Source organism: Emticicia sp. W12TSBA100-4, from assembly GCF_040253585.1.
GTDB lineage: Bacteria > Bacteroidota > Bacteroidia > Cytophagales > Spirosomataceae > Emticicia.
In genome coordinates this window covers 246,024-261,543 of sequence record NZ_JBELAU010000009.1, presented here as the reverse complement: position 1 = coordinate 261,543, position 15,520 = coordinate 246,024, and the positions used below count along the sequence as shown (strand labels likewise).

General features: G+C 35.1%; 8 protein-coding genes and 1 pseudogene. 7 read left to right on the top strand and 2 right to left on the bottom strand.

The window, feature by feature from the left end:
• The first annotated feature begins 58 nt into the window (after nt 1-58).
• The 5 genes and pseudogenes from ABR854_RS14975 (at nt 59) to ABR854_RS14955 (ending at nt 7,434) form a co-directional block, all read left to right on the top strand.
• The gene (locus ABR854_RS14975) at nt 59-1,669 is read left to right on the top strand and encodes an Ig-like domain-containing domain (RefSeq protein ID WP_350266221.1); all 1,611 of its coding nucleotides are present in this window, start codon (nt 59-61) and stop codon (nt 1,667-1,669) included.
• Between the two features lie 476 nt (nt 1,670-2,145).
• A complete protein-coding gene (locus ABR854_RS14970) occupies nt 2,146-3,948 on the top strand; it encodes a tetratricopeptide repeat protein (protein ID WP_350266220.1) in 1,803 nt (600 codons plus the stop codon).
• Nucleotides 3,949-4,095: 147 nt separating this feature from the next.
• Nucleotides 4,096-5,382, top strand: coding sequence for a hypothetical protein (locus tag ABR854_RS14965; RefSeq protein ID WP_350266219.1), 1,287 nt, complete (start codon nt 4,096-4,098; stop codon nt 5,380-5,382).
• 137 nt (nt 5,383-5,519) lie between these two features.
• Nucleotides 5,520-6,362, top strand: coding sequence for an acetyl-CoA carboxylase, carboxyltransferase subunit beta (gene accD, locus ABR854_RS14960; protein WP_350266218.1), 843 nt, complete (start codon nt 5,520-5,522; stop codon nt 6,360-6,362).
• Nucleotides 6,363-6,456: 94 nt separating this feature from the next.
• Nucleotides 6,457-7,434 (top strand): annotated as a pseudogene (locus ABR854_RS14955) (radical SAM protein).
• A 47-nt stretch (nt 7,435-7,481) separates the two neighbouring features.
• On the opposite strand, the gene ABR854_RS14950 reads toward ABR854_RS14955, so the two are convergent.
• The gene (locus ABR854_RS14950) at nt 7,482-8,384 is read right to left on the bottom strand and encodes a DUF4249 domain-containing protein (RefSeq protein WP_350266217.1); all 903 of its coding nucleotides are present in this window, start codon (nt 8,382-8,384) and stop codon (nt 7,482-7,484) included.
• 44 nt (nt 8,385-8,428) lie between these two features.
• Entirely contained in the window at nt 8,429-10,789 is a 2,361-nt protein-coding gene (locus ABR854_RS14945; protein WP_350266216.1) for a TonB-dependent receptor, read from the bottom strand.
• A 393-nt stretch (nt 10,790-11,182) separates the two neighbouring features.
• On the opposite strand from ABR854_RS14945, the gene ABR854_RS14940 reads away from it, so the two are divergent.
• Together ABR854_RS14940 and ABR854_RS14935 are read left to right on the top strand one after the other, a co-directional pair.
• Nucleotides 11,183-12,853 carry a family 78 glycoside hydrolase catalytic domain gene (locus tag ABR854_RS14940; protein ID WP_350266215.1) on the top strand — a complete coding sequence of 557 codons (1,671 nt, stop codon included), beginning with the start codon at nt 11,183-11,185 and terminating at the stop codon, nt 12,851-12,853.
• A 266-nt stretch (nt 12,854-13,119) separates the two neighbouring features.
• Complete coding sequence (locus tag ABR854_RS14935) at nt 13,120-15,519, top strand: TonB-dependent receptor (protein WP_350266214.1); 2,400 nt, start codon at nt 13,120-13,122, stop codon at nt 15,517-15,519.
• The last annotated feature ends 1 nt before the right edge of the window (nt 15,520 follow it).

Here is a 15,520-nt window from a genome sequence, read left to right as displayed (position 1 = left end):
ATTACCCTCAACAATTCGTTGAGGGTTTTATTTTTACTAAAAAATATTAAATCGTAAAATGATTAAAAGTAGTTTATTAAAAAGCGTGATTCTGATAACTGGGTCAAAGTTATTAATAAGTTGTGCACAGTTTGTTCCACCAACGGGAGGAAAGAAGGACGAAATTGCTCCAAAACTTATAAGTTCAATTCCGAAGGCGGAACAAAAAAACTTCAAAGAAAAAACGATAAGTTTAGAATTTGATGAATTAGTCGATGTCACAAGTTTAAGACAAGAGCTTTTGATTATTCCAGAAGCAGAAGGCACGTATGATATTCGTTCAAAATCAAATACTGTAATTCTGAAATTTGATAAAGCATTTAAGGATAGTACCACTTATACGCTCAATTTCAGAAAAGGCGTAAAAGACCTGAATGAAAGAAACGAATCAAAAAACCTAAAATTAGTTTTTAGTACAGGAAACCAGATTGATTCATTAAAAGTTAGTGGAAATATAAAGGGCTTACTGACAAATCAGCCAGTCTTGGAGGCACACGTCGCACTGTATAAACTTCATGATTCAATAGACCTCAAAAAAACAAAACCTGATTATTTTATAAAAACCGATTCAAGTGGCAATTATCAGTTTGAAAATATTAAAAGTGGAAAGTATCGTATTTATGCTTTTATGGATAAAAACAGTAATCTGAAATATGATACAAAAACTGAAGCAATCGGATTCAGAAATGATACGATTAATTTAGATAAAAACTTTAGTGGAATTGATTTATTTCTTGCAAATGCCAATAATGAAAAACCCAAAAACCAAAAAGTATTACCAAGAGCAGAAGATTACACTATATTATATGATAAGAATATCAAATCAATTGAAGTAAAGTTTGAAAACAAAAACGATAGTATTCCTTATTATGGAGAAGGTAAAGAATTAAAATTTTATAATTCAACCCAACGAACTGATACTTTAAAAGTTAATATTACAGTAACAGATTCAAGTGGAAATGCTTTGACTTATTTACAGAAGATAAAATTCAGAGAACCCGAAAAAAAGAAAAAAGAAAAGAGGGAATATTTGATACTCAACATAAAACCTAAAGTTGGAGAGGTAATAGATAAAAATCTCAAATATGAAATAAGTTTCGATACACCCATTCTTAGCTTTAATCAGAATCAATTTAAAATTCTGTCAGATACCATCAGAGAAGAGAAACTCGAAACCAGCAACTTCACGTGGAATAAATCCAAAACAAAGTTAATAATCACAAAAGAGATAAATTCAGAGCGAGAAGTAAAGATTGAAATGAGTAGGGGAGTGTTCATAAACATCAAAGGAGACTCAAGTGATAAACAAGATTTAAAGTACCCAATCTTAAAATCAGAAAACTATGGATTGATTGAAGGAAACTTTGAAGAGAAGAAAAACAGCAAAATCATTCAGATTATTAATGATAAATATGAAGTAGTAGCTGAACAAATAACAAGAGACAAGTTTTTATTCCAAAATATAAAACCTGGGATATATCTATTACGAACAATAAAAGACAAAAATGAAAACGGATATTGGGATTACGGCAATGTAGAAATGAATCTTTTACCAGAAGAAGTAACATTTTATGCCGAACCAATAAGGCTAAAAGCCAACTTTGAGGTACGTGGATTAGTCATAAAATAAATGATATTTCTCCACAAAATAAACAAGTGTTGAAAAGGTCAATTTAAAATAAAAAATATCCAAGAAATTTTGTGGACAAGCATGTGGATTGAATACCAATAATGTGAATTGATACGTTGAAAGCCATGTGGGAAACTCCACCGAAAAGTGGAAAGAATAAAAAAGAAGTGGAAATCAGGTAAAAGTATAGGGTTATCCTCAATTCACATGATGTTGATTAACGTGGACACATACTGTGGAAATGAGATTAAGTAATAAACAAAAAATATTTAGAGCCAATGTCAATAAATGGTATTAGAATTGATAATCAATAAAATAAGTGTTAATTAAGATAATAATGCTGTGGAAAAAGCAATTAGTTATGTACATTCACATTTAAAGCGTTGTCAACAACTAAAGTTTATTCACATATCCACAGCCCTAATAGTTTAAAACAGTAATTTTAAAATATATATATTTTTTTTTTTTAGGAAACTATGAAACGGTATTTATTGATAATTCTATTCTTTTCAATTCATTGGTTGGCCAAGGGTCAAGACATCGAATTGGCAAATGAATACTTCAAACAAGGGGAGTACGAAAAGGCAAAAGACATTTTTCAAAAAATTGCGAAGGATAAAAATAACATTCGCTTGATTCATCAAAATTATATTCAGTGTTTGTTCAAACTGAAAAATTTTGATGAAGCCGAAAAATATTTGAAGCGTCAGATAAAAAGCAATGACTTGACTGGAATCGTCTATCGTTCAGATTATACGAGCTTGCTCGAAATGACAGGAAAGATTGAGGAAGCTCAAAAAGAGATGGATGCCTTGATTGACCTTGCTGCCCGAACAGAAGGGACAATCTACGAGCTTCAAGATTTGCTATATCGAAATTCAAAAACCGAACTCGTCATTCAGTTACTGAAAAAAGGACGTGAAATTGCAAGAGACGAAAACAAGTACGCAATCTTGATGGCGAGAGCTTTTCTGTACAACGGTCAAAAAGAACCGATGATTGAAGAAATGTTAAAATATGGTTTGCTGGAAGGAAATCAAGATTATGTAAAAGCTACGTTTCAAGATAATCTGAAAACGGAAGCCGAAGTAGATATGCTCGAAAAAGCCCTTTATAGCAAGGTACAGAAGTTTCCGACCGAACAGTACTACACTGACATCCTAATTTGGCATTTAATCCAACAGAAAGAGTTTACGAAGGCTTTTATACAGACAAGAGCATTAGACCGTCGTTTAAGACAAGACGGACAACGAGTTTTTGAATTAGCCCAAACAGCCTTGGTAAACAAAGATTACAAAAGTGCAATTCAGATGTACGAGTATGTAATGAAAGAATATCCACAAGGCCAATATTATGCTTACGCTCGACGCAATGCTTTATTTTGCAAAGAAGAAGTCGTCAAAACAACTTATCCTGTAAGCATTGCCGATATTCGTTCGTTGATAAAAGATTATCAAGGATTATTTTCTGATTTAGGCCGAAATGTAAAAACAATGGAAGCTCTAAGAAATACAGCTCAACTTTACGCATTTTATTTGAACGAAAGAGATACTGCGATTACAGTTCTTGAAACGGCCATCATGATAGCAGGTTCTGACAATGCTTTCAGAGATAAATGTAAATTAGATTTAGGTGATATTTATGTGTTGAAAAACGAACCGTGGGAAGCAACATTGCTTTATTCACAAGTTGAAAAATCTCAGAAGGAAGACCAACTCGGACAAGAAGCAAAACTCAAAAATGCCAAGTTGCATTATTACAATGGCGAGTTTGATTTATCGAAAGAAGTGTTGGATATTCTGAAAAAAGCGACAACAAGAGAAATCGCAAATGATGCCATGCAGTTAAGTTTATTGATTCAAGATAACATCGGGCTTGACACTTCTGAGGTGGCCATGAAAGAATATGCCAAAGTCGATTTGCTACTTTTCCAAAACAGAAATTCAGAAGCAATGGCAGCACTCGACCAAATTTTTGAAAAGTATAAATCACATTCGTTGGCCGATGACATTTTGTGGTTACGAGCAAATACGAATCTCAAAATCAACAAGCCAGAAAAAGCATTAGAAGATTTAGAGCTACTTCGTAAAAATTATAACTTCGATATTTTGGCCGATGATGCCTTATTTTTACAAGCAAAGATTTACGAAGAAAACTTTCAGCAAAAGGATAAAGCGATGGAATTATACAGAGAAATTCTCCAAAAATTCCCAGGTTCAATCTTCGGAGCGGAAGCCCGTAAAAGATTCAGAAATTTAAGAGGCGATACAATAAATTAAGCCTTTTTACATTTATATTATTGAAACGCCTCAAAACTTTCTGCTTTGGGGCATTTTTGTTAAAAGAGTGTTAATAAACCCCTCAGATAGCCATTGAAACTATTTTTCCTCGTTTATCTAAAATAATCACTTACAAACTTTCACCCAATGAAATTCAAGTTATGCACATTATCCACAGTGTTATCCACATTTGTGCTATTAGCTAATGCACAAGAAGAAAGAGTCAAATCTTTTGGATATAACTACTACGGACAAAAAATAAACGAAAGAGCATTTTGTAGTCAATTTAGTTTTCGCTCAAAAGAAATAGCCGAAAAAGCAGTTGACGAAATTGTAAGAAGAAGCGGCTTAAAAAGAAACTTCTACGTAATGGAATGCCCAAATACCGATAACTGTTTTGCAGCAATACAAGGTCAGACTCGATTGATAGTCTATGATGGTTCATTCATGAAAAAAGCCAACGACTTGTCAAAATCGGATTGGGGTGCATTGAGTATCTTAGCCCACGAAATCGGACATCACTTGCAAGGACACACAATTGTAGAAGGAGGCAGCGACCCAGCTAAAGAACTCGAAGCGGATGAATTCTCGGGCTTTGTAATGTACCAAATGGGGGCTTCACTAAAAGATGCACAAGCAGCCATAAACAAGCTAACTTCAGATTATGATGGCGGAACTCACCCAGCAAGACCCAAACGCTTAGCAGCCATAAAAAAGGGTTATGAGAATGCCCAAGAGCTTTACCCTAATATCAAGAAAAGCGATGGAAGTGTAGTTACACAGCCAAAGTCTCAGCCAACGCAGCAAGCTCCACAGCCACAAATTCCACCACGAACAAATCCGCAGCCGATTCCACAGCAACAACAACCTCGAACTTACCCACAACCAGCTGATAATCAAGGCAATGTGGATAAAGTGGATAACTCGGTGGACAATTCTGAGGTGCCACCCAAAAGACCAGATATTATTGTAGCTGCACCAACAAATGTGGAAAACAGTGGTGAAGTTGTGAAAAAAGGTGGATGTTTTGAAGGAGATTGTAGCAATGGTTTTGGAAAAATGATAAATCCGAAAACAGAAGAAAAGTACGAAGGTGAGTGGAGAAACGGAAAACGGGATGGAAGAGGCGTAGAATTCTACTCTGATGGTGAGAAAAAGTATGTTGGTAACTTCAAAAATGGTAAGTATGAAGGTAATGGTACCTTTTTCTACAAAAATGGGGATAAATATGTGGGTAAGTACAAAAATGGTTTTATGAATGATGATAAGGGTTATTTTATCTTCAATAATAACATCAGATTGGTAGCTCGTGTGGAAAACAACATCAAACATGGAAAAGCCATGCGAATCTACCCAGATGGTAGGAGAGAAGATACTTTTTTTGTAAATGATATAGAAAAAAAAGGGTATATACCAGATAAGAAAATTAGATAAATTGATTCAAGGAAGGCTTCGTTTTAAACGAAGCCTTCCTTATTTATAATAATGGCAAAATAAAATTTTGAATAAAACTGAATAAATCAACGGACAAGTTTATTTACCTTTGTCCCCTCAAAATATGATAACCTAATATGTCTTGGTTTAAGAGAACTGATAAAGGAATACAAACTCCAACGGAGATGAAACGTGAAGCCCCCGATGGGCTTTGGTATCAATGTCCAAATTGCAAGAAAGCGATGCATACCCGTGAGCATAAACTTAATGCCTTTACGTGTATCAATTGCAACTACCACGAGAAAATTGGCTCTGAAGCATATTTTCAAATTTTGTTTGATGAAGGTGAATACACCGAACTCGACGAAAACCTTCGCTCAGGAGACCCACTAAAATTTACCGATACAAAATCTTACGTTGATAGAGTTCGAGCAACCGAAAAGAAATCAGGCTTAAAAGATGCCGCTCGAACTGCCTACGGAAAAATGGATGAACTCGACATTGTTATTACATGTATGGATTTTAGTTTCATTGGTGGTTCGATGGGGTCGGTAGTTGGAGAAAAAATTGCACGTGGAATCGACTACGCTCTGAAGCATAAAATGCCATTTTTGATGATTTCAAAATCGGGTGGTGCAAGAATGATGGAAGCGGGCTTTTCGTTAATGCAAATGGCAAAAACCTCAGCTCGTTTAGCTCAACTTTCAGAAGCAGGTCTTCCGTATATCTCATTATTAACAGACCCAACAACGGGAGGTGTAACGGCTTCTTACGCCATGCTCGGAGATTTTAATATTTCAGAGCCAGAAGCACTTATTGGTTTTGCAGGGCCACGTGTAATCAAAGAAACAATCGGCAAAGAATTACCAAAAGGTTTCCAAACTGCCGAATTTGTTTTAGACCACGGTTTTCTTGATTTCATCGTAGATAGAAAAGACCTAAAAGATAAACTCGCCAGTTTATTGAAAATGTTACAATAAAGAATACATAAGATTTTAGACAAGAGACAAAAGATATTTTTACCTTAAGAAAAATCATCTTTTGTCTCTTGTCTTTTATCTAAATTCTCAAAAAATGAGGCTAATCAAACACCCAGTTTTGTGTAACTATTATGTAACTTATCGCTGCAATGCTACGTGTAGTTTTTGTGATATTTGGGAAAAACCTTCACCTTACATTACTCTCGAAAATTTCAGAGAAAATCTCAAAGACCTAAAAAAACTCGGAGTTAAAGTTATTGATTTTACAGGAGGCGAACCACTCTTACACCGTGAATTAGACATACTTTTGGATGAAGCTAAAAAAGCAGGATTCATAACCACCGTCACTACCAATTGTTTACTCTACCCCAAGTATGCCGACCGCCTAAAAGGTAAAATTGACATACGTCACTTCTCGTTAGATTCACCCGACGAGGAAGAACATAATCAATCAAGAGGTGTAAAGTATTTCGATAAAATACTCGATTCTATACAAATAGCGAAAAAAAATAAAGAAAGACCAGATATTCTATTCACAGTATTTGAACAAAATGTGGATAAGATTGAGCGGGTGTAGAATGAAATCACTCAACCCAATGATTTAGTCTTAATTCTCAATCCAGTTTTCAACTATAACGCTGTAGAAACTGGGGAAAACCTTTCGGAGGCGAGTTTACAAAAACTTTGGTGGTGAGGAAAACAGAAAAATGTGTATTTGAATGAAGCGTTTATTGACCTCCGAAAAAATGGCGGAAATCGTGTAGAAAACCCAGTCTGTCGATCTGCTTCAAGTACAATAGTAATTTCGCCAGAAAACAAATTAGTTCTGCCCTATTACCATCTCGGAACAAAAGATTTTGAGATAAAAGGAAACCTTTTTGATTTGTACAAATCAAACGAAGTGCAAGAAATTGTGGCTTTAGAAGGTAAACTGAAAGAATGTGAAGGGTGTGTAATTAACTGCTATATGCAGTCATCTTTTTCAGTAGAAATCAATAAATACTTTTGGAAAGCACTTCCAAGCACCTTTAAATACAATTACATAAAAGGCACTTGGAAGAATTTGATTTAGTTATGACTTTTTGCCCTTCGACTTCGCTCAGGGAACAAAAAGTTGAGTTACTTCTTAGGCTTTGCCTTATTCTTATCAATAATAGCTTCAATCGAACTTACTGCCGAAATTCCAAAGAAACCAACAGCCTTTTTGGAAGAATTAGAATTTCTGTTAATGATATTGGTTGGAATATTTGCCAAAGGCGTAGAAAATAAACTACCATCTTGCGAAACTTGCTGAACAAACTGCAAATAGTAAAACTGCTCTTGAGTAATAGAATAAAGGTCAACTTTTAAGGTGTCTTTATCAGAGTATAATTCTCGGGCAACTGATGTGCGAATAGGCAGAATAAACAAAAGACCATCAGTTTTTGAACCTGGACTAAACCCAGCATCATAAGCAACCTGAATTTCAGTTGCCTTAGAAAAATACTTATTATTCTTGGCCGCTTTTACCCAATAACAATCTCCTTCACCCTCAAAATCTTTAGCATAGAATTGTGGTAGAAATCCTTCCTGTGGGCCATTTTCTGGTTTAATAGGGAGTTTCTCTACTTCGTAGTTAATAGAATCAATCTTCGGTACACGATTGAGCTTAGAAACCGAAATAAACTCATCATCTCCATATTTCACATAAAGAGCATATTGCTTTCCGATTTTATTCAAAGGTTTGTTTTTAGCATCGTAAGTATAAACACCATCCTTTTTCAAATCTTTAAATTCATAAGCAACACTATCTTGGTCAAATACAAATACCGTAGCTCCAAGAGCAGGCTTGATAGCAGAATTATCAAAGTACCCTTGAGTCAAGGTTAGCTTGATAGTTTGTGTTTCTGGCTTATTATTGACAAGGGCATCAACCGAAAGTTGAGAAACTCCTTCTTCAACATTGATATCAATAACATCCGTACATGAAAATAAAAATACGGAAAAAAAGTATATAGAAAATAAATTGCGAATATTTTTCATATTTTTATATTTTTAAGCCCTTCCTATCGGGGAGAGTTGGGCTTTCAGAATTTAAAATTATAAGTAACAGCTGGAATAATCGAACCAAAAACCGCATAACGAACCGCCTCAGTTTTTGTTGGGTCTGTCTCATTCTGGCGAACAAAGACCGAAAAAGGATTCCGACGATTATAAACATTATAAACTGAGAAGACCCATTCGCCAGTACCACGCTTAAAGAAACCGTATTTGGTTTGTCGGGTAGCCGCAAAGTCAAGACGGTGTGATGCTGGAATTCGATAAGCATTACGAGTATCGTAATAATTGTGAGGAAGGGCATAACCTTGCCAAATAAATTTATTAGTAGGGAAACTCGCAGGCGTACCAGTACTGAATGTAAAATTGCTTGAGAAAGTCCAACGTTTATTCAAATCATAAATCGCAACAACTGATAAATTATGTGTCTTATCAATTCTACTCGGAAACCAATTGTTTTGATTCAAACCTTCAATTTTTCTTTCCGTACGGGCGAGTGTATAACTCACCCAACCATTAAATTTACCCTTCGCTTTTTTTACATAAAACTCAGCTCCATAAGCACGACCTTTACCAAATAACAAATCTGCTTCTACTGCTGGATTCAACAATAAATCGGCATTTCTGACATAATCAATTTGATTGTAAAGGTCTTTGTAATATACCTCAACCGAAGTCTCAAATAGATTATCGCTGAAATTGTGAAAATATCCCAAAGCAAACTGGTCGGCCAGTTGTGGTTTAATATTATTACTACTCGGAGTCCAAACATCAAGAGGGGAAGACGCTGTTGTATTTGAAAGAAGGTGAATATACTGGGCCAAACGATTATAACTAACTTTGATTGAATTATCTTGTCCAAGGCTAATGTTTGCTGCGAATCTTGGCTCAAAATTGCCATATTGTTGAATACTGTTTCCCCAACCGAATTCAGTTGTTTTAGTAATGCTTCTTCTCTCACCGTCATTAGTAACGGCACTCAATTCATACGCTTTTCCTTTTCCTAAATAATTATAAAGCGAATATCTAAGCCCATATTGAAGCGAAATTTTTGAGGTCAACTTTTGCTCATTACCAATGTATAAAGCATTTTCAGCAGCAAATTTATCGTCTAAACCAATCGTACGTTCGACCCCACCAGAAATAGCGACTGCCTGACCTGGGTTGAATGTATAATAAGTCAATTGACCACCAAAAGTTATGGTATTTTTTGTATTTGGATAATAAGTAAAATCGGGCTTTATGCTGTAGGTAATAATATTCGATTTCCAACGAAAGGCATCTTGATTATTAGTTTCTTTCAAATCAGACTGCAAAGCGTAGTCATAGTTACTGTAAAAGACCGTATTATTAAGGAATAACTTATTGTTAAAAACGTGATTCCAGCGAAAACTTGTGGTTGCATTTCCCCAGTTAAAACCAAAATCAGCACCAAAAGTATCACGCCCAAAATATCCTGAAAGAAAAACCGTGTTCTTTTCATTGACACGATAATTAGCTTTAGCCGTAAAATCGTAGAAATAAAAACTCGTGCCTTTCAAATCAGAATTTAAAAAAGGCTTTGCCAAAATATCGATGTAAGACCGACGCAATGCTACAATAAAAGAACCCTTATCTTTCAAAAAAGGACGCTCATAAGTAAATCTTGAAAAGATACTACCGATTCCCCCAGAGAATTGCGGCTTTTTTGAGTTTCCTTCCTTCATTCTTACATCCAAAATAGAAGAAACACGTCCGCCGTACTGTGAAGGGATACCACCTTTAATCAATTTTACATCTTTTACAGCATCAGGATTAAAAACCGAGAAAAAACCAAAAAGGTGAGAGGAATTGTAAACTGGAGCTTCATCGAGCAAAACTAAATTTTGGTCAATGCCACCACCACGAACATTGAAACCCGAAGCTCCTTCACCAACTGAAGTTACTCCAGGTAGAAACTGGATACTTTTGATAATATCAACTTCTCCGAGCAAAGCAGGCATTTTTTGCATAGTCTTAATGTCAACTTTATTAACTGACATTTCAAGGCTTTTTACATTATCATCGGCCTTTTTTGTAGTAATAACCACTTCCTGCAAAAGCTTCGAATCATCTTTTAACTCAACATCTAACTTTACATCTTGACTCAAAAGCTCAACTCTTTTAGTAATTTTTTCAAAGCCAACATACGTCAATACCAAGTTATACGTTCCTTTGGGAAGTGTAAGCGAATAGAAGCCATACGGATTTGTCTGAGTTCCTGTCTTGACTTCCTGTACATAGACCGAAACACCAATCAAACCTTCGCCATTGGCGGCATCTTTTATGTACCCACTGACTGTAAATTTGTCTTGTGCTGAGGCATTCCACGTGAAAAACAGACTAACTAACAACAATAATAGTTTTTTCATGAATTGGATTTTTTGTAGTAATAAAAATGAAAACCATTTCTCATTTAAAAGAAATTCATAATTGTAAATATTTAAAACTGTGACAATTTTGGACGTTTTTTACTTGAAAAATAGTGAAGAATGGTAGATTTTTATTTTAAACGGTTAATGAATAAAAAATAATAGGGATTATTAAACTTAATACAAAACCAAGATTACCAACCAAAAGTAATAACGTTGGAAACATACCGAAAGTTTTGTTTGATGAAGCGGAAGTTTTGAGGGATAAAAGGGTGAATTAGAGAAATTCAGTAACAAAAGACGATTAATAGACAGAATAATAGAGAATATTTTAAGAAATTGCCGAAAAATCGGTAAACAATAGATTTTTAGTAGAAACCAAAAGAAAATTAGATGAAGAAAACACTCATTTTGCTTTTAATAAGTTTGAATATTTTTCAAACAAACGCACAAACACTCGAAAAACTCAGATGCGAATATCAAGAAACGCCAATGGGCTTGGAAGTGCTAAATCCACGATTATCATGGCAAATGAAAGCCACTAATCGAGGTGCAAAACAAACAGCTTATCAGATTTTAGTAGCCGATAACGAAGCCGACTTAAAGAAAGATAACGGAAACGTCTGGAACTCAGGCATAGTAAAATCTGAACAATCAATAAAAATAGATTATGCAGGAAAGCCACTCGAATCTCGAAAAAGATATTTCTGGAAAGTTAAAATTTGGAACGAAAAAAATAAACCAACACTTTACAGTGAGCCAACTTGGTGGGAAATGGCTTTGTTAAAAAAAGAAGATTGGTCGGCTCATTGGATTGGCAAAAATGGAACAGATGGCAAATCAATCGAACTCCAAAAAGAATTTAACTTAGGCAAGCGTGCCACAAGAGCAAGAATATATGTAACTGGAGTAGGAGCGTACCACTTGATTTTCAATGGAAAAAAAGTAGGTCAAGATATTCTTACGCCTGGTTTGACAAAAGATTCAAAAACAATTCCTTATCAGATTTACGAAATCTCAAACGAGGATTTAAGTATCGGTATCAACTTCATTACTGCCACTCTCGGAAATGCTTGGCAAAAAGGTAATCTGACAAACAAACTTTTATTTCAAATGGAAATGGAGTTTTATGATGGCTCTCGCCAAACCGTGATTTCGGATGGAAGTTGGAAGACTCGACTTTCACCAATTGTGTCAAATTCAATTTACGCTGGTGAAGTTTACAATGCCCAACTTGAATACGGCAAAGATTGGGAAAATGCGGCAATCATGGACGAACCTCAAAGTGGAATAGAACTCAAGCCTCAACTCTTGCCACAAGCAAGAGTTATAAAAGAAATAAAAGCAGTAAAAATAACCGAACCAAGAAAAGGGCGTTACGTTTTTGATTTCGGACAAAACATCGTTGGGTTTGCCTATCTACAAACCGAAGGAAAAGCAACCAAAGAAGTTGAACTAAAATATGCTGAAACCTTAACCGACAAAGGTTTGGCCGACCAAAAAGGAATCAAACCAACTGATAAATATCTTTTAAAAGGTTATGGCATAGAAAAATGGGAACCTAAATTCAGCTATCACGGCTTCCGATATGTTGAGGTAGAAGGTCTTCCTAAAAAAGCCGATGAAAATACTTTGGTTGCCAAAGTAATAGATGAGAATACACCTTTCGTAGAAAATTATGCTTACTCAGAAGACCTTTTGGCAAAAATTTATGCGAAAAAAGCAATAGCAGAACCAAATTTCAACGAATCTAAGGTTGTTATTACTCCGCAATTGGGTCAAGAGTCAAAAACTTTTGATACAAATTATGGTCAAATCAGTAGCCAATCGAACTTACAAGGCAATAAATTTAGCTTAAAACTGACCATTCCTGCAAATTCGTCAGCACAAATACAATTGCCACTTCAATCAGGAAAAACAATCAATAATGTTAAAGAAGGAGGGAAGTTCTTCATTGTAAAGAAGAAACCTGTAAAAATTGAGGGTATAACTTTAGTAAAATCCGAAAAAGACAAAGTAATCTTTGAAGTTTCAAGTGGAACTTATGAATTTGTGGTAGAATAAATCAATATAAATACCCATTTTAAAAACCACTGTATTTCGATTTTTAGAAATACAGTGGTTTTTTGTATTGTTAAATTCCCCAAAAAGTACAAAGTTTTCAAAACCAAATTCAATCAAATTACCAATTTAAAATAAAGAAAGATTTTTAGCTATATCAATAATCGTATAAATTTTGATTAAAGCACAAACTCATTATATTTGTAAAAAAGAGAAATAGGCTTTTCTTGTTTCGTGCTTCATCACAATAATTACCAAAACAATTGATAATGAATAAGTTCTGGCTTGTTTTATTTGTAATATTACCCATTTGTACCTTTGCCCAAAGTAGAGTAACAATAAAAGGTACAATCACTCAAGCAAACACTAACACACCGATTAATGGTGCAAATATCCTTATTCCTCAGACAGGATATGGCACAACCACCGACTCTCTCGGAAATTATGAAATGACGATCCTCAAAGGAAGTTTTCTCATAAAAATAACGCATCAAGGATATTTCAGTAAAAACTTCCAGCTTGATGCTACCAAAAACGCCACTCAAAATTTTACGCTTGATGAAAAAGTCAATGATTTAGCCGAAGTAGAGGTGAGTGCCAAAAGTGCCAATCAAAATGTGAAAAGTCTCACCACAGGTGTTTCGAGTTTAAACTACAAGGCATTAAAAAAATTGCCCACGCTTCTCGGCGAAGTTGATATTATCAAAAGCCTTTTTACGCTACCAGGGGTTACAACAGTAGGAGAGGGTGCGTCGGGTTTCAATGTGCGTGGCGGAAACATTGACCAAAATTTAATTTTATTAGAAGAAGCTCCCATTTTCAATTCTTCGCACTTGATGGGTTTCTTCTCAGTTTTTAATCCTGATGCTTTCCGAGATTTTAATTTTTACCGAGGTGGAGTTCCAGCTCAGTTTGGTGGTCGAGTATCGTCAGTTTTGAGTGTCAATCTGAAAGATGCCAATGCCAGCAAGTTTTCAATCAATGGCGGCGTTGGCACAATTTCGAGCCGATTATTTATTGAAAGCCCAATTATTAAAGATAAGCTTAGTTTTTTTGTGGCAGGTCGTATTTCTTACGTTGACCAAGTTGTCAATCTATTCAAAATCAAGCGTTTGTCAGGAAGTAAAGCAAATTTCTATGATATAACGGCCAAAGTAGAATACAAACCAACCAAGAAAGACAGGATATCTGTTTCGGCTTTTATCGGAAATGATAATTTCAAACTCGCAAAAGATACAATTTCTACTATCGACGAAAATAGTGATGCACGTTATCATTGGACATCACGGAATCTTTCAACTTCATGGTCGCATTATTTCGGACCAAAATTCACCCTAAAAACTCACGGTATTTTTGCGAATTATGATGTAGATATTATCAATACCGACTCCGCTTCGGCTTTTACACTCAGTAGTTCGATTGCTTATAAAAGTCTGAAATCGGTTTTGATATTTACACCCAACGAAAAACATGAAGCCGAAATCGGAGTACAAGTAAACAGCTACCTTATAAAACCCGGTAGCTTATTGCCTACTTTAGAAACCTCAAACAAAAACCCTGCACTTCTTCCTGACGAGCGAGCTTTAGAATCAGCCGTTTTTGTCAATGATAAAATCAAGATAAACTCAAAGTTTGACATGGGTATCGGTTTAAGATTTGCCTTGTATCAAGCTCTTGGAAGTGGCAAAGTTTATAATTATGAAGCAAACCAGCCTCGTTCTACTTTGAGTTTGACCGATTCTACAATGTTTCAAAAAGGTGATGTCATCCAGCAATATTCGAGTATAGAGCCAAGAATTTCATTCAATTATAGCATCAACGCCAATTCGAGCATCAAAGCAAGTGCCAACCGAATGAGCCAGTTTATCAATTTGCTTTCAAACACAACCGCAGCCTTGCCAAGCGACCGATGGAAAATAAGTGATGTTTACACAAAACCTCAATATTCTAATCAATTTTCGATTGGTTATTTCAGAAACTCAAAAGATAAAACTTACGAACTTTCGGCCGAACTATTTTACAAACAACTATTTAATGCCATCGACTATAAAGATGGTGAAACCCTAATTTTAAACCCAAAGCCCGAAACTGTTATTTTGCAAGGCGATGGTTTTGCTTATGGTGCCGAATTATTTATCAAAAAGAATTTAGGAGTTTTTACGGGTTGGTTGAGTTATACATATTCGCAGACACTCATAAAAATTGTTGGAGACTCACCCGAAGAAACCATCAACAACGGAAACTATTTTCCTCCGATTTTCAACCGTCCGCATAGTTTCAATGCGGTTGGTTCTTATCAAGCCAGTAAAACAGTCTCATTTTCGGGTAATTTAAATTTTACTTCGGGTAGAGCTATTACTTATCCAGCCTCAAAATTATTTTTATCGGGTTCGTTTTTGCCCTACTACAATAGTCGAAATCAATCACAGATACCTAACTATTTTAGAATTGATTTATCAATGAATATCGAAACGCATCCGTACCGAACAAAAGGCTATAGAAGCAACTGGAATTTTTCGCTCTACAATATACTATTCAGAAGAAATGCCTATTCAGTGTTTTTAAGGCAACAAACGCCTTTCAATATTTATGATTCAAGAGTAAAAATCTACAAACTTTCAGTTTTGGGAAGTATCATACCATCACTAACCTATAATTTTAAGTTCTGAT